The organism is Methylotuvimicrobium sp. KM2, from assembly GCF_038051925.1.
Taxonomy (GTDB): Bacteria; Pseudomonadota; Gammaproteobacteria; order Methylococcales; family Methylomonadaceae; genus Methylotuvimicrobium.
Map to the genome: position 1 here is coordinate 3,387,668 of NZ_CP150634.1, position 25,760 is coordinate 3,413,427.

General features: G+C 49.6%; 26 protein-coding genes and 1 tRNA gene. 2 read left to right on the forward strand and 25 right to left on the reverse strand.

From position 1 onward, the window contains the following. Window positions 1-186: 186 nt before the first annotated feature. The 5 genes from WJM45_RS14155 to WJM45_RS14175 all read right to left on the reverse strand — a co-directional run bounded on the left by WJM45_RS14155 (window position 187) and on the right by WJM45_RS14175 (window position 5,721). The gene (locus WJM45_RS14155) at window positions 187-522 is read right to left on the reverse strand and encodes a hypothetical protein (RefSeq protein WP_341325735.1); all 336 of its coding nucleotides are present in this window, start codon (window positions 520-522) and stop codon (window positions 187-189) included. Window positions 523-1,162: 640 nt separating this feature from the next. Beyond that, entirely contained in the window at window positions 1,163-2,413 is a 1,251-nt protein-coding gene (gene ltrA, locus WJM45_RS14160; RefSeq protein WP_014148637.1) for a group II intron reverse transcriptase/maturase, read from the reverse strand. 601 nt (window positions 2,414-3,014) lie between these two features. Beyond that, window positions 3,015-3,359, reverse strand: a complete 345-nt coding sequence (locus WJM45_RS14165) for a hypothetical protein (RefSeq protein ID WP_341325736.1) — start codon at window positions 3,357-3,359, stop codon at window positions 3,015-3,017. Continuing rightward, window positions 3,349-3,984 carry a hypothetical protein gene (locus WJM45_RS14170; protein ID WP_341325737.1) on the reverse strand — a complete coding sequence of 212 codons (636 nt, stop codon included), beginning with the start codon at window positions 3,982-3,984 and terminating at the stop codon, window positions 3,349-3,351. The genes WJM45_RS14165 and WJM45_RS14170 overlap by 11 nt, the downstream gene beginning before the upstream one ends. Before the next feature lie 54 nt (window positions 3,985-4,038). Further along, window positions 4,039-5,721: an AAA family ATPase gene (locus tag WJM45_RS14175; protein ID WP_341325738.1), complete on the reverse strand. Its 1,683-nt coding sequence runs from the start codon at window positions 5,719-5,721 to the stop codon at window positions 4,039-4,041. Window positions 5,722-5,916: 195 nt separating this feature from the next. On the opposite strand from WJM45_RS14175, the gene WJM45_RS14180 reads away from it, so the two are divergent. Together WJM45_RS14180 and WJM45_RS14185 are read left to right on the forward strand one after the other, a co-directional pair. After that, window positions 5,917-6,717 (forward strand): hypothetical protein, encoded by an 801-nt coding sequence (locus WJM45_RS14180; protein WP_341325739.1) that lies wholly within the window; start codon window positions 5,917-5,919, stop codon window positions 6,715-6,717. Window positions 6,718-6,765: 48 nt separating this feature from the next. After that, window positions 6,766-7,206, forward strand: coding sequence for a cold shock domain-containing protein (locus WJM45_RS14185; RefSeq protein ID WP_341328949.1), 441 nt, complete (start codon window positions 6,766-6,768; stop codon window positions 7,204-7,206). Window positions 7,207-7,397: 191 nt separating this feature from the next. Here WJM45_RS14185 and WJM45_RS14190 read toward each other — a convergent pair whose 3' ends face one another. The 20 genes from WJM45_RS14190 to serA form a co-directional block, all read right to left on the reverse strand. Further along, entirely contained in the window at window positions 7,398-8,135 is a 738-nt protein-coding gene (locus WJM45_RS14190) for an ISAs1 family transposase (protein WP_138767055.1), read from the reverse strand. After that, the gene (locus WJM45_RS14195) at window positions 8,126-9,211 is read right to left on the reverse strand and encodes a Druantia anti-phage system protein DruA (protein WP_341325521.1); all 1,086 of its coding nucleotides are present in this window, start codon (window positions 9,209-9,211) and stop codon (window positions 8,126-8,128) included. The genes WJM45_RS14190 and WJM45_RS14195 overlap by 10 nt, the downstream gene beginning before the upstream one ends. Window positions 9,212-10,272: 1,061 nt before the next feature. Then, on the reverse strand, window positions 10,273-11,223 hold the full coding sequence (locus WJM45_RS14200) for a hypothetical protein (protein ID WP_341325740.1): 951 nt from the start codon (window positions 11,221-11,223) through the stop codon (window positions 10,273-10,275). A 183-nt stretch (window positions 11,224-11,406) separates the two neighbouring features. After that, window positions 11,407-12,453, reverse strand: a complete 1,047-nt coding sequence (locus WJM45_RS14205; RefSeq protein WP_341325741.1) for a site-specific integrase — start codon at window positions 12,451-12,453, stop codon at window positions 11,407-11,409. 121 nt (window positions 12,454-12,574) lie between these two features. Then, window positions 12,575-12,650: transfer RNA gene (locus WJM45_RS14210), tRNA-Lys, on the reverse strand. Window positions 12,651-12,699: 49 nt separating this feature from the next. After that, the gene (gene queC, locus WJM45_RS14215; RefSeq protein WP_341325742.1) at window positions 12,700-13,377 is read right to left on the reverse strand and encodes a 7-cyano-7-deazaguanine synthase QueC; all 678 of its coding nucleotides are present in this window, start codon (window positions 13,375-13,377) and stop codon (window positions 12,700-12,702) included. Window positions 13,378-13,382: 5 nt separating this feature from the next. Then, entirely contained in the window at window positions 13,383-14,024 is a 642-nt protein-coding gene (gene queE, locus WJM45_RS14220; RefSeq protein ID WP_341325743.1) for a 7-carboxy-7-deazaguanine synthase QueE, read from the reverse strand. A 2-nt stretch (window positions 14,025-14,026) separates the two neighbouring features. Next, window positions 14,027-14,845 carry a tol-pal system protein YbgF gene (gene ybgF / locus WJM45_RS14225; RefSeq protein WP_341325744.1) on the reverse strand — a complete coding sequence of 273 codons (819 nt, stop codon included), beginning with the start codon at window positions 14,843-14,845 and terminating at the stop codon, window positions 14,027-14,029. Continuing rightward, on the reverse strand, window positions 14,845-15,444 hold the full coding sequence (gene pal / locus WJM45_RS14230) for a peptidoglycan-associated lipoprotein Pal (protein WP_341325745.1): 600 nt from the start codon (window positions 15,442-15,444) through the stop codon (window positions 14,845-14,847). Before pal ends, ybgF begins: the two co-directional genes overlap by 1 nt. Window positions 15,445-15,531: 87 nt before the next feature. Then, the gene (gene tolB, locus WJM45_RS14235) at window positions 15,532-16,824 is read right to left on the reverse strand and encodes a Tol-Pal system beta propeller repeat protein TolB (RefSeq protein WP_341325746.1); all 1,293 of its coding nucleotides are present in this window, start codon (window positions 16,822-16,824) and stop codon (window positions 15,532-15,534) included. A 307-nt stretch (window positions 16,825-17,131) separates the two neighbouring features. Continuing rightward, on the reverse strand, window positions 17,132-18,469 hold the full coding sequence (gene tolA / locus WJM45_RS14240; RefSeq protein WP_341325747.1) for a cell envelope integrity protein TolA: 1,338 nt from the start codon (window positions 18,467-18,469) through the stop codon (window positions 17,132-17,134). Between the two features lie 5 nt (window positions 18,470-18,474). Beyond that, complete coding sequence (tolR, locus tag WJM45_RS14245) at window positions 18,475-18,903, reverse strand: protein TolR (protein WP_341325748.1); 429 nt, start codon at window positions 18,901-18,903, stop codon at window positions 18,475-18,477. Beyond that, a complete protein-coding gene (gene tolQ / locus WJM45_RS14250) occupies window positions 18,900-19,577 on the reverse strand; it encodes a protein TolQ (RefSeq protein ID WP_014147531.1) in 678 nt (225 codons plus the stop codon). Before tolQ ends, tolR begins: the two co-directional genes overlap by 4 nt. After that, window positions 19,567-19,971: a tol-pal system-associated acyl-CoA thioesterase gene (gene ybgC, locus WJM45_RS14255; protein ID WP_125220522.1), complete on the reverse strand. Its 405-nt coding sequence runs from the start codon at window positions 19,969-19,971 to the stop codon at window positions 19,567-19,569. The genes tolQ and ybgC overlap by 11 nt, the downstream gene beginning before the upstream one ends. Before the next feature lie 448 nt (window positions 19,972-20,419). Further along, the gene (gene ruvB / locus WJM45_RS14260; RefSeq protein WP_341328950.1) at window positions 20,420-21,451 is read right to left on the reverse strand and encodes a Holliday junction branch migration DNA helicase RuvB; all 1,032 of its coding nucleotides are present in this window, start codon (window positions 21,449-21,451) and stop codon (window positions 20,420-20,422) included. After that, window positions 21,451-22,056, reverse strand: coding sequence for a Holliday junction branch migration protein RuvA (gene ruvA / locus WJM45_RS14265; RefSeq protein ID WP_341325749.1), 606 nt, complete (start codon window positions 22,054-22,056; stop codon window positions 21,451-21,453). Before ruvA ends, ruvB begins: the two co-directional genes overlap by 1 nt. Then, window positions 22,053-22,553 carry a crossover junction endodeoxyribonuclease RuvC gene (gene ruvC / locus WJM45_RS14270; RefSeq protein ID WP_341325750.1) on the reverse strand — a complete coding sequence of 167 codons (501 nt, stop codon included), beginning with the start codon at window positions 22,551-22,553 and terminating at the stop codon, window positions 22,053-22,055. Before ruvC ends, ruvA begins: the two co-directional genes overlap by 4 nt. 117 nt (window positions 22,554-22,670) lie before the next feature. Further along, window positions 22,671-23,423 carry a YebC/PmpR family DNA-binding transcriptional regulator gene (locus WJM45_RS14275; protein ID WP_341325751.1) on the reverse strand — a complete coding sequence of 251 codons (753 nt, stop codon included), beginning with the start codon at window positions 23,421-23,423 and terminating at the stop codon, window positions 22,671-22,673. A 53-nt stretch (window positions 23,424-23,476) separates the two neighbouring features. Beyond that, window positions 23,477-24,118: an HAD-IB family phosphatase gene (locus WJM45_RS14280; RefSeq protein WP_341325752.1), complete on the reverse strand. Its 642-nt coding sequence runs from the start codon at window positions 24,116-24,118 to the stop codon at window positions 23,477-23,479. Beyond that, on the reverse strand, window positions 24,115-25,698 hold the full coding sequence (gene serA, locus WJM45_RS14285; RefSeq protein WP_341325753.1) for a phosphoglycerate dehydrogenase: 1,584 nt from the start codon (window positions 25,696-25,698) through the stop codon (window positions 24,115-24,117). The genes WJM45_RS14280 and serA overlap by 4 nt, the downstream gene beginning before the upstream one ends. Between the last annotated feature and the right edge of the window lie 62 nt (window positions 25,699-25,760).

Here is a 25,760-nt window from a genome sequence, read left to right on the forward strand (position 1 = left end):
GCGGCCCCGATTCGCCCTGCGTCCGTGCCACTACGCCACATCATCGTAAACTCGATGCGGCTCCGTAGCACTCCCACAAATGGCTTTACGCCGTGTCGCGATGCCTTGTATTTTGCCTTCGCCTACGCTATTCGCGCAGACTCCGGCAAAACACCCGGCGCTACGGCTATCGGGGACTAAAAATCTTCACTTCGCTATCGCTCCGTTTCCAAGATTTTCAGCGCGATAGTCGGTCATGGTCGACTGCGCATCGTAAACCGCTGCTGGCGAATAGCGGTTAAAGTCGGTCCACAATGTGCAGCCCAAGAACCTCACCCCGTCAATGACGATGCCGTCATTGTCCAGAAAATGGATGCCCAGCGTCTTAGCGGTAGCGCGCAATTCATCGATGATGCTCAGGTCGTTATCATAAAATTCGTGATTGCCGGCGACATAAATGATTTCACGGTTGGCAAAACGCCTCCGGCTCCATTCCAGGCCGTTGCACCCCATAAGCGCCAACTTAAGGAAGGAACGCGTCATTCCGCCAGGGATTGGCGGAATCCAGGGCCACGGATGGCAATGCGTAGCACCACTTCCATACAACATGGGTATCGACAACCCATACCGATATGACGAATAAAGCCATAAACGCACCATAGAATAGGCACTAAGTTGGCGCTTATGCCGTTGCACCCTTCGCCAATATCGCCGGCCAGAATCACGACATCCTCGGCATCGGGATAATCGAAACGCAGGCACCGGTAATCAACGGACAGGTCGAACCGCCGGTGCGCGAATTCAGTATGGATGCAAGCGCGCCAAGATTTTTCGCGAAAGCTGAAATGGGGTCCGTCCGATTTCAGCAGCGAAAAATGACTTGGCGATTATTGCCTTCGGCGGCCCCGATTCGCCCTGCGTCCGTGCCACTACGCCACATCCTCGTATACTCGATGCGGCTCCGTAGCACTCCCACAAATGGCTTTACGCCGTGTCGCGATGCCTTGTATTTTGCCTCCGCCTGCGCTATTCGCGCAGACTCCGGCAAAACACCCGGCGCTACGGCTATCGGGGACTAAAAATCTTCACTTCGCTAACGCTCCGTTGTTGAGTAGACCGCAGGCACTTCCCCCACAGACTCTCGCAGAACGGTACGTGAACCTCTCGATTCATACCGCTCCCATCAGGCAAACGCACCTATCATTCCCGCCCGCCAATGGGCAAACAAGTTTGGATGTTGATCTGCAATCTTCTCCAGAAACAGCATTGCCTTTATTTTATGCTGGCGTAGCGGCTTGAACTTTCGTCTTACCCACCTCACCAGAGTCATGTTGACGTGACGACACATACCATATAACGCAGATCGGGTATAACAACCATAATAGCCTATCCATCCCCTAATGATGGGATTCAACCATTGTGCTATTTGCCCTAAGCTCAACTCGGTACGCGTTCTGACTCGTAACTTTCTGACCTTTCCTCGCATTGACTTCAGCGCCGCTTTACTCACCGCCGGCGTAAAGTTTACAAACACACTGTTTCTTTTGCGATTCCTACACAGTCGCCGTCTGAACGTATACCCCAGAAAATCAAAGGAGGTATGCTTATAGCGCCCTTTGCGACTTCCATCTTTACAGTAAACAATCTTGGTTTTCACCGGATGAAGTTCAAGCCCACAGGACTGAAAGCGTTGTTTCAGTGCTTCCAGCATGTGTTTGGCTTCTGCCTCACTCCGGCAGTGCACCAGACCATCATCGGCATAACGACACCAGGGTGTATCCGAGTAGTGCTTTTGCAACCATTTGTCGAAGACATAGTGCAGAAACAGATTACTGAGCACCGGACTGACAACTCCACCTTGTGGCGTGCCTTTTCCCCGGCTACTCAATTCCCCATTGGGCATCTGCATCGGCACCGTCAACCAGCGCTCGATATACAATCTCACCCAAGCCGTATCGGTATGCTTATAGACCGCTTTAAGCAATAGATCATGCGGTATATTGTCGAATAATCCCTTAATATCAAACTCAAGTACCCAGTCATAGCGCCAACAACGTTCTCGCGTGACACCCACCGCATCGAGTGCTGACTTATTCGGCCTGTAGCCATACGAGTCAGGCAAAAAGTGCGGCTCAACCTGGGGTTCAAATTCCAGTTTGACGACCATCTGAGCAATACGATCACTCACGGTGGGTATACCCAAAATCCGTTCGCCACCTGCTTTCTTCGGTATGGCTACCGCTTTGACAGGCGGCGGGAAGTAACTGCCGGACGACAGCCGATTCCATAACTTGTAAAGATTGTCTTTCAGATTTCTTTCAAAATCTGCCAACGATTGCCTATCAACACCTGCAGCACCCGCATTGGCTTTCACCAATTCAAATGCACGCATCACTTGCCATTTCGAAATGACAAATGGCTTTGCCTCGCTCATATCATCCTCCTGCCTTTCAACAGTTGTGATAGCAATAAAGGCTGCCTGATGTTGCCCCTTCGCTCCTCGTTCATTACAAACGCTTCAACACTACTACGAGCAACTCCGCCCCAGTATCACGCATCGGTACTCTCATACTTATCAATTTTGTGATTTGCATTTCTCCCTTAACATCATGATGACTGGTTCCCACAGTTCCCATTGAAAGCCCGGTACAGAGTCACGCCCACTATACGCCGGACACCATCTGCACAGACTTCGGATCCGCTTGCAGACTCATCCCTGAAGTCTTGGACGCCCCAGGTTTTGATGTCGAGTCTCTGAATAACGACGCGTCAACATAGGTTCGGTTTAACTCGTCTCTCTGTACCCTACCTGCTAATTATGAATTAGCTTTTCCTCAACGCTCACTACCTGCACTCTTAATACAAGCAGCTTGAGGTGGTTTAAAGCCGGTTTCCGACAACAGACTTTGATGGACCTACCATCATCTTCCAATGAGCTTATACACATCTGATCGCTATTTCCGTATAGCGTCAGTTTGTGTGCCTGTGGCACACTCCAAGATTTTCAGCGTCGGAGATTAAAAAAATTTTCATGCTCAAGCGATCCCTGACCCGTAGTCGGCCGTCACGTCATGCTCGTGGGCGGCTTGGTTTACGACTTTCCAATATTGCCACACATACTCGGCAAAGACATGGAGCCCCGGTTGTCCCACCAAATGGTAATGCCGCCCGGAGCGCGTACTGAGGGTCATCGTCGCGGGATCGAACGCCTCGATCGCGGTGCTGACCCGCCCTCTGCCGGTTGCCCTATTGAGGCCCACCACATGGTGAGTGACCTCTTCCATGAGGTTTTCAGGCAACCGGCAAACGACGGCCCGGATCGTCCAGTCGCAGACTTCGGCGTACTCGCCGTCCTGCGGCGGCTCGACTTTATAAATCATCCAAAACCCTGCCCGTGTGCTGGTCGATGCGGCCGGCATAGCGGTTGATCAGGTCGACGCGGCCGGCCGTTTCCTCGTTCCCGCCTGAATATGACACCTTGAGCTTGCCGTTTTTGACGGCCACGAGGAAACGGGCCGGCGGGCGGCCGTCGATTTTGGCATAATCGGACTCGGCTTTTTCTAAAATCAATATCAGGCGCGACCATCCCGGCCCCAGACCATAAACCGGGGTAACCTCGATTTCATAATCCGTCTCGATGTTGTCTAAGTTTCGATCTTTCGCATGCTCGGCGCACTTGGTGGAGACCCAGCCGCCATTGTTGTAAACCGAGCCCGGCGCGCCGCACGCCTCGCAAATCGAATACGACAACTCCTCGGCCAGCCGTGCCGCACCATAGCAATAGGCGTCGCCGCCGCCGTAATAGAACCGCAGGCCGCCGAATTTTTCTTTTACCTGCCTGGCGTGAGCGTCCGGACAGCGCCGGGTGATGATATCCGATACCGCATCGATCAGTTCGTACCAGCCGTCGTGAGTCTCGAAACCGAATCGCATCAATGTATCCTCGGGCCGCGAATACAATGCGGGATACTTTTGAAACAGTTTTTCTTGTAACATTCTTTTCATGGTTTTCTCCTCCGGTTGTCTGTTGTCGGGCGCAAACAGCCGCGCCTCAATGCCTTAGCGCACAAACCCTATTGTGTGCCGCTTGTTCTTTTCGCTGTCCCGGATGTCTTCGGGCAGCAAATAGTTGCGGGCTTCCCTCGCCGCAAACCCGAAGGCTCCCTCTACGAGTTTCCGGACTTTCCGGGGTGGGTGCGCGCACAATAACGCCATCGTGTCCGGCCGGATCTCGCTATCGAAATAAGCGCCGGAGGGGTGTTCGGCCAAAAAGCGCCGGTAAATATTATTCACGACCGCCGTCATCTGCGCAGGCGTCGGCTTTTCGACCCCGAACACCGTAAACCGATCGACAATGGGCTTCTCGATCATATCCAGGTCGTTCGCAGACGCCACCCAAAGGATATGGGACGCGTCGAATTTGATCTCCGGCACCGACAGGTCGTAGAAATTACGGGCCTGCCTCGGCTCCAACAATTGGTGCAGGGCGGACAAAGGCTTATATTTGTCGTACTGGCCGCCGGCCTTGTCGATCTCATCGAGCATGATGATCGGATTCGCGACCGTCCCGAAAACCAGCGCGTCGAACAACCTGCCCTGGTGGCTATTGCTCCAATATCGCTCGGAGCCCGCCAGCGTCGAGTTGGTTTGAGAGTTGCCGATATTGATCGCTATGAATTCGCCGGCAACAGCCTCCGCGAGTTGGTGCAGGTACTCCGTTTTACCGATTCCCGGCTCGCCGACCAATAAAACCGGCGCCGACCGGATGACTCGGTCGCCGATATCCGACAGCGCAAATTGCGAACGCAGAAACTCGGTGACGTCTTTGAAATTCGGGAATCTGGCGTCCAAATCATCGCAAACCGAGCGCCAGTCATCAGGAATTGGCGTCAACGGTTTGTCCGGCTCGGTTTCGCGTAAACTAGAGATCAAAGCCTTAGCCCGGCTTGACTGGTCCCGAGTCGCAGTTGAGCACGTCTTTTCCAGTAGATCGATATCGGCGGCCTTGAAAATCGCGGCCTTAACCGCTTGCTCCACGGCGCTGTTTTGCACTTCATCCGGCGGCGCATCGTCGTTGATGGCATCGGCGCAATCCTCGCCCGACTCATTTTCTTCCGCCGGACAAGCCGCGTCCCACGGCTCATCGCCATCGGTTGCCTCGTCGCAATCCTCATCCTCCTCCTGTGACGCGTCCACTCCGCTTTCCTCCACGAACCCGAACGGGTGGCTGGCTTCCCATTCCAACTGCAGGCACGGCAGGCAAATCTCAATGGTTCGGCTCCGGAACGGCCCCGACCTGGTCTTCAGGAACGCGATCAGTTCCGGCGTCATTTCGCAGGTGTCCTCGTCAAACGGGTTTACCGTCATTAGCTTATCGCCGCAGCGCGGGCAAAGCCGTTCCGCCCATTTGCCCGTCATGTGTATCGCGTGCCTGATCGCCTGGGATTTCGCCGCGCTACATTGACGCAACTCAATGAATACATGGATTTTGCGCCGCGTGGGCCCTTGTTCTTCCTCCTGCTCGATGATGCGTAAAAAATCGAGCGGCGGGTTTTTACCCAAGATGTCCTCGATATTCTGCAGCAGTTGGCTAACCAGCCCGGTATAGCCGCTGGAAACGTGGATCCGCCAAGACAATGTCCATGGGAATCGGACCAAAAGCGTATTGCGCGCGCAGTCCGGTTCGAATGGCTCATCTACCCAGACCGCACCGGGCTTAGGTGATTGTGTTGTTGAGTGCATGCCTGATCTCCTTCGTGAGTTGCGAAATAAAATATACACGCGTAACAACAAATAAACAAGTTCACATTTCAAACAAATGGTCATATTTTTTCACAGCAATCAACCCACCGTAATGATCACATTGAGGCCTTATAAAAAAACAAGATCACATGATAAAATTCCTGTCCCACCGCATTCTTTGCAGGCTTTTCCCCAATGCATCAATTCATATTCGATCTCATCACCGCCCGAGGCTGGTCCATAAGGCATCTCGGTGAAATGACCAATCTCAGTTATTCGGGCATCCGCGATCACCTGAAGGGCCTTCCGCACAGGCTTTCCGATGATCGGTTAAATCGAGTCCATCAATTGCTGAATCTTGATCACAGAGGCCTTTTACAACAGAAAGGAATTTATACCTGGACCGTTGAGGCAAGCCCTGTGCCCTTGGCGGCATTGAACCGGGTTTTTAGAGTGACCACCGAATTGGTGACTAACACAACGAATGCCCGGCCAACGCCAGGCGCCGACCCCTATAAATTCACGGCAACCCCGATCCTGGGCGGCGGCGTCGAAGGCCTGCCCGCGACATTCTGGGTGTTCAATTGGCAAGAGATCTATGTTGTCGTCAAATGGAAGCTACCCAAAAGCAAGGTACTGAAAAAGACCCCCAATTATTACGTTCCGAAGGACTCGGGCCGTCAGTCGCTGGAAATAAACCCCAATATCGAAGAGATGTCTTTCGTCACCTGGGCACCCGGCATGGAATTAAGTCCTAAAAGAATAAGCGGCATCCACTTGACGCCGGCAGAGCTGAATTGGCTATCCGACTTCGATACAGAGGATCCAGATTCGCTAGGCAAACTCAAAGAACTGCTGCAAAAGAAACCTACCGAAGATCGGTTATGGGCCGCGAAAAGTTCGAAGCGCGTCGAGTGGACCTGGGATTTGTTGCTGCTGGCTTTGCGCGACCGGTATGAAACACCTGAAGAGGCGGCTAGAAAGCTTAAGCTATAGGGCGATTGTTTTGGAGAAGACTGCAGGAATACGACTAACAAAGGAACGCTGGTTCGATGGCTTGATGACAAGGGGTACGGTTTTATAAAGCAAGATAATGGCGAGCCGGATATTTTCATCCACATTTCGGCATTGAAGGGTATGAGCCGTAAACCGGTCATTGGCGATGTCATTCATTACCGGATCGGCTTTGACAAAAGCGGCAAGACCCGCGCGATCAATGCCAAAATCGAAGGCGTCAGCCAGGCTTTGACCTTGGCCGCATTTGAAGAACGTAAGGTTTCCAAGCCTTCCCCGGCCAGAGCAAAGCCGCACAGAGCTCCGGTGAACTTTAGCAAGCCGCAAAAGCGCTTCAACCCATTCCCTATTCTTATTGTCATTGGGATTGCTGCCGTTGCCAACAAAGAGGCTTCAAAGCGTCATGACGTCTCAGTGCCGGCAGAACCTCTTCCAATTGAATATGGAACCATGGTGTCAACGCCGACATAAACCCGCAACTATTTGCCGCAGTATAAAAACAAAAAATACGGCGGACGGCGCATTTTAAAAAGCATTAAAAACTACCTGCTAAAACGGGATCTCATCATTAAAATCGCTATCCTCATATCCTGACTGTTGTTCATCAGGTATTGTTTTGTACTTGTCCAGGATGTCCTCTCCATAACCACGGCGAAACCGTTCTAAACTTCTTGACTTTGGTATCGCAATATAACCTTTCTCGAATTCTCTGTCATGCGTAGGTAATCGAATACCCGTCGTACATTACGCGCCAGCTTTTCGGTAGTGGCTGCCACACTGTCTTTACTCATGGACTTAATCAACCCTGCGGCAAATCTGCGCAGACAGGTTATGTTTTCAGGTCCATGGCCTTTGCTTATCCTGCAACGATCTTCATTCCAATTCCAATCCAGTAGGTAATGATGACTCTCAACGCCCCAATGATCTCTATTGAACTTGAGCACTTGTTCAGCGTTGGCGCTCATCGGCGAATGACTGGTCAGGCCGTAAGCCATCTCAAAGGTTTCTTGGCCGCTTTTTTTGTCGATGGTGTGGCGTTGTATGGCAAATATTTGCCCGACGAAAGGGAAATCAAGGTAGTTGTTCAGGAGCGTAGACGTCCAAATAGAGCGTGACTCAATACGACCATGCGTTAAGGTGTAGGGCTCGCTATAGTCAGGCGCTTGGCGATTTTCAAAGGCTAGGCGAATATCCTGGGCGACTGTGGGTTGGTTGTCTTTGGCGGTAAATACATAATGGGCCTGCCGGTCTTCGACCAGATAGTGCGCCAGTTTACGCTGTGTTAAAAGAGCGTCGCCGGTGATCGTTTTATCTGCAATATTTGCCAGGGCATCCATAACCGGGATGAACATCCCGATTTCGTTGGTCTGTTTAAGTTCATCGCTTCCCTCTACAGGCAAAGCACCGACTTTTTTTGAGTGTGGCAGCGTCCCGTCTGATGCCCGACGACGCCCAGGATGTGTGTTTGACGACCGTCTTCATCAATCGCGTTACGCAGGGTTTTACCGTCGACGGCCAAGCCTTCGTCGGCTTCGGCGAATTGTTCGTTCCAGCCTTGCAGCGCAAGATCGAGTTGTGCGGGATCGACGCTAATTAAGGTTTCTCTAAAGGTGGTGCGACTGGGTACCTGATAACGCCCATTGCGTTTGCGACAGCCAAAACGGGCTCGCGCTTTTTGGCCTAAGTCATCCGCCCAGCTGCCAATCGCTTTATAGCCTTCCATTCCACAGAGCACGGCAGCTGTGGCAAGAGCCAGAATACACGGCAGAGAATGACGCTGTCCCTGCTTACGCCGCGGGTCAGGAATATCAAGAAAGAACTCTGGTAAAGTGCGCATTTGATCGGCGGTTAGCATGATTTTTGGTGCTCCATAGCCATAACAGGGGCTAAGCATAGGTTGCGACAAGTGAGTTTGAGCGCGCTTTTCCAAGGGTCTAACAAAAACCTGCTTGGGCTGTTGAGCTCTAGGGCTATAGCCTTGGCGAATCCGACGGTAACCACGGGTATCGCCGACATGCACCCAGTTAGAAGCACGATAAATCGTGCCATGAAACAACTGAGGATCAACGAAAGTTTCTAGCAATAATAAGGGGTAACCGAAGCGTTGCTGCCAATCCTGAGAAATTCGCCGTTCACATAAGGAAAGAACCCGGGACGCAAGGTTAGGATAATGGTGCTCGGGGAGAATCAAAAAGCGACTATTGTTAGCAATCAGGTGAAGGCGATCATATTGAACCCGATAGCTCCAACCAATCCACTGATCACGCGCAGCACATTTCCAGGCTGCGGCGGAAAAGCTGATGAGTGCCAGCCATTGATTATGATAGCTGGCGACATACCACAAGGTATGTCCGATCTTTGGTAAAGCGCCCAGATAGTGGTGTGCCTTCATTAATGACTGAAAACGTTCCTGCTCTTTCGACTGAACTGGCTGTACGATGATCTCTTGAAGGTTCAAAGCCTGTATCCCAAACATAGAATGTCAGGATGCTTTATATCTGAAAAATGTAAGTTTGTCCAGGATTAGTTATATTTCATTGATTTATCATGTAAAGTTATAGAGAACTGTTCCGCCGTGCCTTGACAGGTTCATAAAACTAAGGCGCGCGGGGCACCTGAGAACCGCCAGCTTTTTAGCCAACGCGGCCTTTGCTGTTTAGGTGGGTGATGAACACCATTTTTCGCGTTTGCCGAATTTAGGTAATAGAAATAAAAAAGCCGCTAATTGAACAACTAAGCGGCTTTTTCAATCTTCGGCTAATTACAGAAAATGATCGTTCGATACAGATGCGATAAATCCAACGGACAGGATTCGATTGTAGTGCAATGCGCGGCGATAAACTTGATCGAACGCATGCAACAACTTTCAGCGATTAGAGAAAATGCAGGCAGAAATACCGCTAAACCAAGCAAATGGATTTATTTGAATTATACTCAGATAGTCACTGAGGAATGTGCACAAAATAATTTCTTAAAGCAGTACGCTTTGTGGTGATTCCGTGACTCGCTTGGCAGGACGCCGCGCATACGCCCTTGGCTTGGCGGCGGAATCTGATTGCCAGCAGGTATGGTATGAATGCAGATTTTGCATAACGGCAAGGATCAAGCGCGCCAAGATTTTTCGCGAAAGCTGAAATGGGGTCCGTCCGATTTCAGCAGCGAAAAATGACTTGGCGATTATTGCCTTCGGCGGCCCCGATTCGCCCTGCGTCCGTGCCACTACGCCACATCCTCGTATACTCGATGCGGCTCCGTAGCACTCCCACAAATGGCTTTACGCCGTGTCGCGATGCCTTGTATTTTGCCTCCGCCTGCGCTATTCGCGCAGACTCCGGCAAAACACCCGGCGCTACGGCTATCGGGGACTAAAAATCTTCACTTCGCTAACGCTCCGTTTCCAAGATTTTCAGCGGGCGTGTAGTGGAGCAATGCAGGACCAATTGCTGTGGAGCAAAAATCTGCCCTGCTGCCGTCACCTGTCAATCGAGCCACCTCCCCTCCTTCCAACATTTGTCGAAGTTAATTCATGCTCATTCCTTAATATTTTTTTCTCATGCCACTTTTTTTCAGCCAATTATTAATGTTCCGTTTAATCTTCGATACCTCGGTAGGTATGTTATTAATAATAATGCCATGCTGTTCATACCTTACATCGTATCCTCTTGGTGGTTTATTGATCATCCGACATAAAACCTCTTCTGATGTCGATGGGTAATACCCATTGATGGCATGAAACTCCTTAATCGCAATTTTGATGCACTCATTGAATTCATTAGATCGTTGAATAGAGATATCTGCATCAGTGCTTTGGGCACTTTCAACATGTGGAGTCCTGTTTTGTTTTACAAATTGAGACAGACATTCACGGCGAATCCCTAATTTAGCGTGAACTGGCAATTGTGTGGGAACAAAACAACCATCCAATTTTTGACCTGAATCCGTTCGAGTGAGCACCGCAGGAGGGACAAAATTTATAATATTTGAATTTTTTTGAGTATCACTGGATAACCTCTCAAAATTCGTAATTATTTGAAAAATTTTGGTTTTGTCAATTGGATCAACGACGAAAGCACCGAGTAACGATTCACTCGCCAGCACGACACCGCGCCTGGGGTCAATCATTTCGTCAATTAATTTCCTCTCCATTCCAATCATCGGTAAATCGTAAGCTCCTTTTATCGAATAAGCCTCATCCGTGAAGTTAATAAATTTTTGCTCGCTGACCGGAGTACTGGTCATATAACGGCCGGACATGGGATCTGGCATGTCCTCCCATTCCACCCCATCGGAATCAACTAATTTTCCAGGCCTTATTAGTATTCCATTCTCAAACATGACGGATAGGATAAGGCGGCCATCCACGCAAAGTCTCAAAAGCTCTTTCTCATCAAAATCCTCGCCGAATGTTTCGCTGATCTCGCGCGCAGCATCAAACAGGCTCAACCATTCCTGATTCGCCCTCATTTGAGTTTTTATTGATTTTTTCAATTAAATCTCACGTCCGAATAAGCAGAAGAATTGATCCAATACGCTATCAACCGAATTGATCATTTAGCCTAAAACATGTTTACTATCATGAATATGCGCCATTCTAATTGCCTAATTGTGCATGCGATCAGAATGGCGGCATACAACCATTTTTCAACAGTTTAATTGAAATACTCAGAAAAATCAGATGATTTGAGAAATTGCTTTACTCATCGTTTCGTTCAGAACTTGAGATTTATGTGCTGTCGACAGATGCGCATAGCGATCCGTGCTAACCAAAGATTTGTGCCCTAAAATTTCGGCAATTTCCTTTAATGTTTTGCCGTCACGCGCCAAAGTGCTGGCGACATCATGTCGCATGTCGTGCCACCGAAAATTCTTAATATTGGCCGCTTTCAAGCAATTGGCCCATTGTTTTTTATAGTCAAATGGCTTGTTGGGATTGGTACTTGAAGGAAACAATAAACCGTTCCCGATTTCCCGATACTTTTTTAGTTCGTCCATAGTCACGCTCGGAATGGGCGTGTGTCGTGGCACTCCGTTTTTGGTATCGGACAAGAGAGCCAAGCCATTATCAAAGTCGATATCTTTCCAGCGCAATCCCTCCAGTTCGCCCTTTCGCATGCCAGTGGTTAAGGCCATCAGGACCTTCAGATAAAACTTGCCGCCAATGTTTTTTGCCGCTTTGAGTAAGCGAGGCTTTTCCTCATCGGATAAATATCTGACAATTTTATTATCGACCTTTAATGAACGGACACGTTTGCAGGGGTTTTCCTCGATGTATTGCTCAAAGACACTGTCATCCTCCTGTTGCAATGTCGCATAGTCCAGAATCGCTGAAAGAACGGCGAGGTGTTTATTGTACGTTGCCGGAGCTAATGATTTTTTTGCCTTGAGAGCGCCCCGAATAAGTTCCGGTGTGATATCTGAAAGCAGGATTTTGCTTAAGCTTTGCTCCCACCATAAAACAAGACGTGCACGATCATGATCCTTGCCTGTCCACCATTGCATATATTCATCGGCTAATCGACTGAAAGTCACTGCACAGGGCGTAATGCCTTTAGCTTCGTTTTCCTGATGATCTAAGATAGTTCTGGTTCCCCATGTCTTAGCATCGGCTTTACGTCTAAAGGTTTTGGATTTGATATCATTACCAGATTTGGTAATGATTGCGCGATAACGTGTATCGCCATTTTTAAGAATGATTTTGCGGATGTGGAAATTTAGCATCTGTGCTTCCTCTTTAAAGAGAAAAAACAAGACTACTGTAGTTATTACTGTAGTCGCCTGTTTAGTACACAGTTACTAAAGTTTAATATCCTTTTAAACCTTTGATTCCTGAAAGGAAATTTGGTGGGTCGTGTGCGATTCGAACGCACGACCATCGCATTAAAAGTGCGGTGCTCTACCGGCTGAGCTAACGACCCGAGAAAGACTGTCTATTATAAGGATATTCCAGATTAATGCAAGCGTTTTTTATCGATTTTGATATCGAGTGGGGTCTTGAATTCCTGCCGCTTCAAAACCTGATTTGCGAAGCCTGCAGGCGTCGCAAACACCACATGCATTGCCGAACTTATCTGCGGAGTAGCACGATACCGTTTGACTGTAATCGATGCCTAACTCCGAACCGGTGCGTATGATATCCGCTTTACTCATTTCGATCAATGGGGAATGTATCAAAAAATGCCCGCCTTCAACACCAGCCTTGGTTGCCAATTCGGCAAGCGATTGAAAAGCTTTGATGAACTCGGGCCGACAATCGGGATAACCGGAATAATCGATTGCATTCACGCCAATAAAAATATCTCTGGAATTCAGGACTTCCGCCCATCCCAACGCAAACGATAAAAAAATCGTATTTCTGGCCGGCACATAAGTAACAGGTATGCCTGGCTGCAACGAACTGGGTACGGCGATGTGCTCATCGGTCAAGGCAGAACCGCCAATATCATTTAACCCGATATGAATAATTTTATGATCGATAGCGCCGTATTTTGACGCTATGCGTTTGGCCGCTTGCAATTCCGCATTATGTCTTTGGCCGTAATCGAAACTCAGCGCGTAACAGGCGTAACCTTGTTTTTTGGCAAGCGCCAATATAGTAATCGAGTCCAATCCGCCGGATAATAAAACGACCGCTTTTTTTTGCATGCTTCTTAACGCCCTTGCGCGTCATTCCACAACAGTTTATGTAACTGAATCTGGAATCTGACTGGTAAATTATCGTTCAGTATTTTTTCGGCTAGTTCTGTTGGGTCCTGCTGCCCCATCGTTGGTGAAAACAATAATTCACAGCGCCGGTCCAAACCATATTGATTGATGATGGTCTTCGACCATTGGTAATCATGGTCATCGCCGATCACAAACTTCACCTGATCGTTGGCTTTCAGATACGCAATATTATCGAAAAGATTTCTGTGAAGCTCGCCTGAGCTTGGCGTTTTCAAGTCCATGACTTTAACTATGCGATCGTCGACACCTGACACATCGATCGCTCCGCTGGTTTCAATCGAGACCTGATAACCCAAATCGGCCAAACGGCTCATTAACTCGAGACAACCGGGCTGAGCCAAAGGCTCGCCACCGGTCACAGTAACGTATTTCGCGCGATATCGGCCGACGCGATCGATGACTTCATCGATCGACATCCTTTCGCCGCCGCTAAAGGCATAGGCGGTATCGCAATAGACGCACCTCAACGGACATCCGGTCAAGCGAACAAAAACCGTCGGCAAGCCAACTGTATTGGACTCGCCTTGCAACGAGTAAAATATCTCAGTGATTTTTAACGAGGACACGGTTACTGATTATTATTTAGCTGCTGTAATTTTTTGGCCGCTAAATGAGCGGCTGTCGTGCCCGGATAGGTTGCGGTAATACGAGTAAAATATTCACGCGCCTTGGCAAGGTTATTTTGCTCTAATTCGATATAGCCGAGCTTCAACAAGCCGTCTCTCACCTTCGGGCTATTCGGATAATTCGTAATGAGCTTATTGAACGCTTCGCGCGACAAACTGACTTCGCGATTCACCTTATAAGCCTCGCCTAACCAATATTGCGCATTATCGGAATACTCTCCCGCCGGATAATCAGTCAAAAATTGTTTAAACTCGGAAATGGCGTTACTGTAATGGCCATTTTTCAACGTTTCATAAGCCTTCTGATAACGCTGCTTTTCGGACTCGACACTTGCCTGCTTTACCGGTTCCGGCTTTGCCGGGACTTCTTGCGGTTGCTGTATCACTGGCGCAACCACAGGTGCCGGTTGCGGTGTCGCCGCCGGTTCAGTCGCTGTTTCCGAAATGGATGGCGCGCCAACTCCCGCATTCTCGACAGCTTGAAGCCGCTGATCCAAATCGGAATAAATCGTATTTTGACGCTTTTTCAACTCGGTGATCGTATACGCCTGCTCTTCCACTTGCCCACGCAATTGCTGAACCTCGACTTGCAATTGTTCGACGCGGCCCAGTATTTCATAGAGCGTACTAGCGGTCGAAGGTTTGGGAGCGTTGGCAACAGCGGCAGGATAAGCGGCGTTATCGACTACCGGCGGTAACGGCATTCTTTGCGCGAATACGCTACCGCTAATTGATAACAATAACAGCAGGCGTAATTTCATTATTGACCCTGGTAAAGCAATTCGACCCGGCGATTCAACTGATAGGCCGACTCATCATGTCCGTCAACGGCCGGCTTTTCTTCGCCGTAACTAACGACTTGCAATTGGCTTTCCGATACACCTTGAACTTTCATCATTCTGGCGACCGACTTGGCTCGTTGTTCGCCCAATGCAATATTGTATTCGGATGAACCGCGCTCATCGGCATGTCCCTCCAAAGTCAATCGTCGAGTTGGATGCGACAGCAAATATTGTGCGTGCGCTGCTATCACCGGAATAAAATCTTGCTGTACCTGACTGCTGTCGTACATGAAATAAATCGTGCTTTTCGACAATGGATTCGACGGGTCGCTGAATTCAGATCCTAAAAACGCGTTAGGATATTCGGCACTGCCGCTACCGTACCCACTGCCACTGCCACCGCCATAGGTCTCCGAGCCGGATATTCCCGACCCATCGCCATAACCGGATAGACTCGCATCAGCAGTACCGCCCTGCGTTCCGTCCATGAAATCGGTAGCCGTTTCGTCATCCGAACTACAGCCCGTTAATAATGAAGCCGCAATTGCCAACGCCAAGACTGATTGATTCAATTTCATTTAAGTGCTTCTCCAAAAATATAAGCCACTAATATTACAATAATTTGTTAATTTCCAACAGATTGTCCGTTGGCGACATTTGCCGGGCTAAGGCGACCAGGCCGGTTCACGCACCTCACCGCTGTTAAGTACTAATTTTTGTTGCATTCTACCATCGATGGATACGACCGATAAAACCGTTCTGTCGCCCTGTTTCGTGGCATAGAGTATTTTAGTGCCGTTCGGCGAAAAACTCGGAGCATCGTCCAAAGGTCCTCCAGTCAACACGTTAATTGTTCTCGACCCCATATCCATCACCGCTATGCGATAATCGCCTTTGTTACCATGAACCATTGCCAAACTATTGCCGTCGCTTGAGAACGACGCGCCGGCATTATATGCACCATCGAAAGTCAATCGTTTTACCTGGCCACCGCGCGCCGGCATCATATACAGTTGCGGCTTACCTCCGCGGTCGGACGTAAATACGATATGGCTGCCGTCAGGCGACCATACCGGCTCGGTATCGATCGAATAACCGGTCGACAATTTAGTCAGCGAGCGCGAGGATAAATCCAATGTAAAGATATCGGGACTGCCATCCTTCGAGAGCGTCAACGCCAACTTAGAACCGTCCGGCGACCAGGCCGGCGCGCCGTTAATACCGCGGAAATCGGCCACTCGGGTCCGTTTACCGGTCGCCAGCTCTTGCACATAAATCGCTGACGACTTGCTTTCAAACGATACATAAGCCAGCATCCTTCCGTCGGGAGACCAGGCCGGAGACATAATCGGCTCATAGGAAGCCGCTACCGCCCTAGGCCCATAGCCATCGGAATCAGCGACTTCTAGATTATATTTTTTCCTTCCATTCGGCTCTTTGTTGACCGTAACATAGGCAATACGTCCGCTAAAGTCGCCTTTCTTACCGATCAGCTTTTCAAATATTAGATCGCTTATATGATGTGCCGATTTACGCAGTTCGTTACTCGGAACCGTCATCCGATAACCCAGCATTTGTTCGTTTTTATAAACATCGAACAATTGAAAATTAATATTATACCTTCCGCCCTCCGGTATGACTTGACCGATCACCAAATAGTCTTGACCCAATACCTGCCAATTACGGAAGCGCACTTCCTCCGGCCTTGTCGGCTTCGTCAACATATCCTTGCGCGGCAAGGTATTGAAATAACCGCTACGATTTAAATCGTTATCCACAACCTCGGCGATATCGACCGGAATGGCTGCCTGCCCCGCTTGTCTACCAAACGGCACGATCGCGATCGGCATTGCTTTTTCCGAACCTTTAGTGATTTGAATGGTTAATTCAGCATGGCTAAGCGATGCATACAACGCGATGAAACTCAAAAGCGTAAAATTTCTTATCGAATAAAGCACGTTTACCTCTTAATACCTGTAATCATTTGGATGGTTGCACCCATCGCTGTTTTCAATTGTATAGCTTTCGCACTTCAAATTTCGGCAGTGCCGTAGGAGCGACCTACATGGACGTATTTTACCCAGCACCTAAACTCCATGACCCATTGGCTATGGTTGATTGTCTTGGATAATTCATCCAGCACCTAAATAAGCCATGCATTTGATCATTGCCAAAGAGCTATGGAATTTAGGTGCTGGATTTAGGTGCTGGGCCTTTGACCGGCACCCCGGGGCCGAATTTTCATCTACGATCGGTATAGCGTATTCAACATCCCGGACAAAATACAAACGTAAAGCTTCTGAACGACGCATAGAGCTCTTTGGGAAATGTTAATGGCGATGCCTTATTAACCGCATTTTCAGCAGATCGGTCAAACGCCGGATCACCACTGCTTGACACAACCGATGCATCCATTACCGTGCCGTCTGAAAGTAAATTGACCCGAATTGTACATTTTAATTGTCCTTGCGACGAAACCGGTCTAATCCAACTTCTTTCAACTTTATTTCTAATCTCCGCTATCGCTTTATTTTTGGCGTCGCTTAATTCTTGCTGACGCTTAGCTTCGGCTTGTTTTCTAGCTTCTTCGGCTGCGGCTGCAGCCTGCTTTCTAGCATCTTCTTCCTGTCGCAATTTTTCTGCTTGCTGTCTAGCCAATTCCGATAACCGCTCGGCCTCTCTTTTTTCTGCTTCGGCTTTTTGCCTCGCCAATTCTTCTTGACGGCGCTTTTCGGCCGCCGCTTCCTCAGCTTTTCGTTTTTCTTCGGCGGCTCTTTTCGCAGTCTCTTCTGCCTTACGCTTTTCAGCTGCTAAACGATCGGCTTCGGCTTTTTGTTTGGCGGCTTCCTCAGCCTTGCGTTTCTCCGCGGCCAATTGTTCAGCCTTTGCCTTCTCCGCTGCCGCTTTTTGCTTGGCCGCTTCCTCGGCTTTACGTTTCTCGGCCGCGACACGTTCGGCTTCGGCTTTTTGTTTGGCGGCCTCTTCAGCCTTGCGCTTCTCCGCAGCCACTTGTTCAGCCTTTGCTTTCTCCGCTGCCGCTTTTTGCTTGGCCGCTTCCTCGGCTTTACGTTTCTCGGCCGCGACACGTTCGGCTTCGGCTTTTTGTTTGGCTGCCGCTTCAGCCTTGCGCTTCTCCGCGGCCAATTGTTCGGCCTTTAGTTTTTCCGCTGCCGCCTTTTGTTTCGCCGCTTCCTCGGTTTTACGCTTCTCGATCGCGGCACGTTCGGCTTCGGCTTTTTGTTTGGCTGTTTCTTCCGCTTTACGCTTCTCTGCGGCCAATTGTTCGGCCTTTAATTTTTCGGCAGCCATTTTTTTTTGCTGCTCGACCAATTGTTGCCGCTTAAGCTTTTCGTCTTCTTGCCGTTTAGCTTCTTCCATTTGGCGTTGCGACTCGAGTAGCTTATTTTGCTGCGTCTTCAGTCGCTCCGCCTCAGCCTGAATCAACGATTCATCGATCACCATCGCTTCAATAATTTCGGGCGCGGGACCTGTCTCAAACACTGGAGATTTCGAATCGAAGCTGAACATGAATACGCCAAGAAGCAGAACGTGCAAAGTCAGGGCCAGGATAAAAGGCCCGGTTAATTTACGCTTACTAATCATACGTATTAATGCTGATATGGCTGCGTCATTAATCCTACTTTGGGGACTCCCGCATTTTTTAAGGCCGCCATCGCACTGATAACTTTGCCATAATCGACAAACTGATCGCCTCGAATAAATACTTGTATTGCCGGTTTATCCCTAAGCACATCGGCAACCGTGGCTGTCATTTCATCGGTCCCCATCTCCTGACTTTCCTGTCCTGCCATATCCACATAGAAACGCCCTTCGCGATCGATAGACACGATTACCGGCGGATCGCTCTGCTGCTCGGCAGTCTCGGTGTCCGCTTGAGGCAAATCAACGTCGACCCCGGTCTGAAGCATCGGCGCAGTCACCATGAAAATAATCAACAACACCAAAGTCACGTCGATGTAAGGAACGACATTGATCTCGGCTTTAGGCTTTCTGCGGCCTGATTGTCTACTGCTCATTGACTGTGCGCCTGCCTTTGCAATAAAACGACAAATTCATCGATAAAGAGTTCATACCGCCCGATCAAACGATCCAAACGACTGGCAAAACGGTTATAGGCAATTACAGCAGGAATAGCGGCAAACAAACCCATCGCAGTGGCTATCAATGCCTCGGCGATGCCCGGAGCGACTTGAGCCAAGGTTGCTTGTTGCACATTACCCAATGAACGAAATGAATTCATGATTCCCCAAACCGTTCCGAATAAACCGACATACGGGCTAATCGATCCGACCGTCGCCAAAAAAGGCAAATGTTCGTCGAGTCTTTCCAGCTCGCGGTTTAACTCGATCTTCATCGCGCGCTGCGCATTCTCGACTTGAACTTCGGGATCAATACCGGCTTTTTGCCGCATTCTCGAATACTCTCGGTAGCCCGCCAGAAAAATTTTCTCGATACCTTCCGGTTCGAAATCGGCATCGGTCAATCTTTTATATAGATCGCTAAGCTCGACACCCGACCAAAACTCCTCTTCAAATTCATCCGCAATATCGGCCGCTTTAGCAAGTTCCCTAGTTTTCGAAAAAATATAAGTCCAAGAAACAACTGACGCGACAACTAAGATCAACATCACCAGTTGAACAATAAAACTGGCTTCTTTAATTAAATGAAACAAGGATAAATCAGCATTCATTATGTAATGGCTCTAATAAAATGTCAGGTATGGCTTTAGGCCTCATGTTTTTGGAATCCAAGCAAGCGATACGCACCGTACCGGTACATAACACATCGCTTCCTCGGGTAATGGTTTGCTCGAATATTAGACTGGCTTTTTTAGCTAAAGTCACTATGGCGCTGACATTTATTTGTTCGTTAAAGCGCGCGGGCATCAAATAGTCGATCTGAACCGAGCGTACAACGAAAATAATGCCTTGCTCGTCGATCAAGCGATCTTGCTCGAACCCCATTGAGCGCAGCATTTCGGTTCGCGCCCGCTCGAAAAACTTCAAATAATTCGCATAGAAAACGACGCCTCCGGCATCGGTATCCTCATAATAAACCCGAACGGGCCAATTGAATGTTTGCATAGGGATGATTGTTTAGGGACTATTTGAGATGCAAAAGCATGAACAAGAGCGGTGAACAGTGAACAGTGAACAGTGAACAGTGAACAGTGAACAGTGAACAGTGAAATGATGCAGGATTTTACCCGCTTGTCAAGCGCCGATTTCACCTTTCACCTTTCACCTTTCACCTTTCACCTTTCACCTTTCACCTTTCACCTTTCACCTTTCACCTTTCACCTTTCACCTTTCACCTTTCACCTTTCACCTTTCACCTTTCACCTTTCACCTTTCACCTTTCACCTTTCACCTTTCACCTTTCACCTTTCACCTTTCACCTTTCACCTTTCACCTTTCACCTTTCACCTTTCACCTTTCACCTTTCACCTTTCACCTTTCACCTTTCACCTTTCACCTTTCACCTTTCACCTTTCACCTTTCACCTTTCACCTTTCACCTTTCACCTTTCCTCTCAAGTAAACAACTCGTCGGTCACACCCATTTGCACCGGCGGCTGCAAGCCGAAATGCAAATAAGCGTTCTGCGTTACGACTCGCCCTCTGGGCGTACGCATGATAAAGCCTTGCTGTAATAAATACGGCTCCAACACATCCTCGATCGTGCCTCGCTCTTCGCTGATCGCGGCCGCCAATGTATCTAGCCCTACCGGGCCTCCGGCAAAATTGTCGATCATCGTTCTAAGCAATTTTCTATCCAACGCATCAAAGCCGTTATTATCGACCTTGAGCATCGCCAGCGCTTCGCCGGCGATTTGTTCGGAAACCTTGCCGTCGCCTTTGACTTCGGCGAAATCGCGCACACGCCGCAACAATCGATTGGCAATACGCGGAGTTCCCCTCGAACGGCGTGCGATTTCATGAGCACCTGCCGATTCGATTGCAATTTTCAGTAAATTTGCCGAACGCGTCACAATGGCGGCCAATTCCTCGACCGTATAAAATTCGAGCCGCTGCACGATGCCGAAACGGTCGCGCAAGGGCGATGTCAAAAGCCCTGCTCTCGTCGTCGCGCCGACCAGCGTGAACGGCGGCAGATCAAGCTTGATCGACCGAGCCGCCGGACCCTCGCCGATCATGATATCGATTTGATAGTCCTCCATCGCCGGATACAGCACTTCTTCGACCATCGGACTCAAACGGTGAATTTCGTCAATGAACAAGACATCATGCGCCTCAAGGTTGGTCAACAATGCCGCAAGGTCTCCGGCTTTGTCGAGCACCGGCCCCGAAGTCTGACGAATATGCACATTCATTTCGGCGGCGATGATGTTGGCCAAGGTGGTTTTACCAAGGCCGGGCGGCCCGAAAATCAGAACATGATCCAATGCTTCCTTACGTCCGAGCGCGGCCCGGATAAAGATATCCATCTGCGTTCGCAGTTCTTGCTGACCGACATAATCCTGTAAACGCTTAGGCCGAATCGCTCGATCCTGGCGCTCTTCATCATTGTTGCCTTCTGCACTGATCAAGCGGTCGCTTTGAATCATTTCGCTGCTCCTTGCAGAGCTAATCTGATGATGTCCTCACAACTTTTGCCTTCGGCGGGAATCGCGCGAACCATTCGCCCCGCATCTTGCGGTTTGTAACCCAACGCGCATAACGCGCTAATCGCCTCCTGAACCGGCTGCGCGGCAATCGCCGGCAATATCGTCTCGCCACTTTCGGCCGAAGCCGACGATCCTTCCAATTCGGGTAAGCGGTCGCGCATTTCGATGATCAAGCGCTCGGCGGTCTTTTTGCCGACACCGGGCAAGCGCACTAAAGACTGAGTATCGTTATTGTGAATACAACGATGAAACTCTTCGGCGCTTTGGCCCGACAAGATCGTCAAGGCCAATTTCGGCCCGACACCGTTGACTTTGATCAAGGTTCTGAACATCAAACGATCGGATTCGGACGCAAAACCGAATAGGATATGCGCGTCTTCCCTTACAACTAGATGCGTGAACAACTTGACCTCTTCACCGAGTTTGGGCAAGTTATAAAACGTCGTCATCGGCGCTTCGACTTCATAACCGACGCCATTGACATCGATCACAAGTAAAGGCGGCGCCTTACTCGCCAGCTTTCCCCGCAAATAACCGATCATCCGGGCATTCCGAGCCGAAGGCGTTGCGCGGTTTGCTGGTAATGCGCATGACACAGGCAGATCCCAAGCGCATCGCCGGCATCGATTTGCATGTCGCCTTGTAAATTTAACAGAATTTTAACCATGTGCTGGACCTGCGCTTTTTCGGCATTACCCTTACCAACCAAGGCCTGCTTGACCTGCCTCGCCGCATACTCATAAACCGGCAAACCGGCCGCCTGTACCGCGCAAATAGCGGCCCCCCGGGCCTGGCCCAATTTAAGTGCCGAATCGGCGTTTTTATGCATGAAGACCTGTTCTATCGCCATTTGGTCGGGCCGGTAGAGCTCGACCACCTGTACCAATCCTTCGAAAATGAGTTTCAATCGGTCCGGAAAATAATCCGAACCGACCCTGATGCTGCCGCTGGCAATATATTTCGCGCCACGGGACGTATCCTCGATGATCCCGTAACCGGTGATACGAGACCCCGGATCTATGCCTAAAATTTTGGTCACTAAATAATGATATCGGTTGCGTATGAACGGTAAAAAAGTTTTTTCATTCGAAAATACAACACGCTAGATAAAGAGAAAAACCCTTTGAAGGAGATAGCCTTATGAATCGGAAAGCGATCAACCAGCGGACATTTGCTCCATGATTTCATCGCTGATATCGGCATTCGAATAGACGTTTTGCACATCGTCCAAATCTTCGAGCCGGTCGATCAGCCGCATCAACTTTTCGGCTTCCTCTGCGTTCAACTCGGCACTGGTCGAAGGCTGCATCGTTATCTCGGAATTTTCCGGCTTGAAATCTTTCGCAATCAACGCTTCCTTAACGTCCATATAACTCTCCGGTGCCGTGATGACGTCGATAGACCCGTCTTCGTTGGTTACGACATCATCGGCTCCGGCTTCGAGCGCCGCTTCAATCACCGCATCCTCATCGAGCGAATCCGGAAAACTGATAATGCCGACTTTGTTGAACAAATAAGCGACCGAACCGTCGGTACCAAGATTACCGCCCGCCTTACTGAAAGCATGGCGCACCTCGCCGACCGTACGATTGCGATTATCGGTCAAACAATCGACCATGATCGCGACACCGGCGGGTCCATAGCCTTCATAGCGCACTTCCTCGTAGTTTTCAGCTTCCAGCGCTCCGGTTGCTTTTTTGATCGTATTATCGATCGTATCGCGCTTCATATTGGCGCCCAACGCCTTATCGATCGCGGTGCGCAAAGTCGGGTTCGAAGCCGGATCGCCGCCGCCCGCCTTTGCCGCAACTGAAATTTCACGAATCATTTTGGTAAAAATTTTGCCGCGCTTGGCATCCTGCCCGGCCTTCCTATGCTTGATATTTGCCCATTTACTGTGTCCAGCCATTGCGTCTCTCTAAAACTTTTTAAAAAGGGCGGATTTTAACATTTCGCCATCAGTTAAGAAATATAATCCAACACACCGAGCAACGACGCATCGTCAACGTAGTAATCAGCATGCTCCCGAACTTTAGGCCTGTCGACCACCCCCCCGAAACCGATAAAACATGCGCCTGCCTGCTTCGCTTCCAAGTCGGTATTGCCGTCGCCGACCATTGCCAGCGACAAGCCATTCTGTTTTAAACGGGTACAGATTTCGGCTTTACCACCGGCTCTCGCTAAAACCGAGTCGCGGTCATAATCAATATAAGTCCCATCTTCATTAAAAAAAACATCGACCGCATGCACATGACTCTCCGGCACATTCAAAAATGCCGCCATCGGTAGAATAGACTGTCGAATGCCGCCGCTAACGATATAGACTTCGCGGCAATCGGCGTGTAGTCTGGCAAATAATTCGGTAACGCCTTCGACGATTTCACTTAGATATCGCTCGGCCAGCCAGTCGATTGCCGATCGGTCCGGTTTGATCAAATCCAAACGTTGTCCGTACACGGCCTCCAGCGGTACCTCGCCATTCATCGCCGCATCGGTCAATGTAGCAATAGCCTCGCCTTGCCCTAAGCGCTCGGCCAACTCGTCAATGCCTTCAATCCGACTCAAGGTGCTGTCGAAATCGAAACAAATTCGATCGAATCTCATAATATAATCTGCGTCGCTTGGAAAACCGCCGGCACATCGCACAACTGACCCAGTATTTCATCGGTTAAAGGTTCGGAAATGCTAATCACCGCCATGGCACACTCCTCTTCGTCAGCCGCACTCACCTCCATGCGCGTGATATTGATATTGGAATTGCCGAGCACCGCACTGATGGCCGAAATAACACCCGGTTTGTCATCGTGACGAGTCACAATCAACGTACCTTCGGGAACGACTTCTATTTCGAAGCGATCGATTTGAACCAAACGCGGATGCGATTCGCCGAGGAGCGTTCCGGACAAGACAATCGATTGATCTCCGCAAAAACCGGTGACTTTGACCAACGACAAATAATCGTGTGTTTCCTCGGTTTTCGACTCGACTAAGGCGATACCTTGCCGTTTGGCAATTTTTTCGGCATTGACCCGATTAACAGGTGTCGACAACTTACCTGCCAACAAACCGACCAAGGCCTCGACCGATACCGGACGCGCCTCGACTTCGGACGCCTTGCCCAATAAAGCAACCTCGACCCGTTCGATCGGCTTCGTCGCCAAGTTGGCCAAGACCTTGCCGAGGATATTGGCCAATCTCATAAACTGGCTGGCTTTTTTTAACTGCTCGGCAGACATCCTTGGCAAATTGAGCGCATTGACCGCCTCGCCGGTCGTTAAATAGGTCACGGCCTGGCGCGCGATTTCGACACTGACCGCGACTTGAGCTTCACTGGTCGACGCGCCCAGATGCGGCGTAAAAACAACATTATCCAACGTCAACAATGGCGAATTGACCGGCGGTTCATGTTCGTAAACATCCAACGCCGCTCCGGCGATATCATTATTAATGAGCGCATCGTAAAGAGCGGCTTCGTCGATCAAACCGCCTCGAGCGCAGTTAATCAGCATTGCACTCTTTTTCATTCGAGCCAATTGGTTGCGCCCGATAATGTTTTTGGTTTTTTCGATCAATGGGCAATGCAATGTCAAATAATCGGCCTTTTCAATCAACTCGTCGAGATCGACCGGTTTAACGCCATAACTTTCGAAGATTTCCGGGGTAACGAACGGATCGTATGCGATGACCTGCATTCCCAATCCTAAAGCCCGTTGAGAAACGATGCGCCCAATCGTGCCGAAACCGAGTATCGACAAGGTTTTATGCGCCACTTCGGAGCCCATTAATTTGGAACGCTCCCATTTCCCTGCGCGAATCGAACGGTCGGCAAACGGCAAATGACGACTCAGCGACAACAAATGCGCGATCGCCAATTCGGCGGTAGTCGTCGCATTGGCATCGGGCGTATTCATAACGATGACGCCTTGTTCGGTTGCGGCGGCCAAATCGACATTATCGACGCCGATACCGGCGCGACCGACAACTTTCAAACGTGAAGCCGCTTTGAGAACTTTATCGGTCACTTTAGTATCGCTACGAATCAACAAGGCATCGAAATCGCCTATTATTTCGCAAAGACCGTCTTCGTTAAGTCCGGTTTCGATATGAATATGAATATCGTCTCGATCATTCAAATAGTTAATGCCGGCTTCAGCCAGCTTGTCGGAGATGAGTATTTTGTACATGGATGTCAATATCTTGAAATGGGGCTCAGAAAGTGCATAGCTTAACAGCTTTGCTATAATCG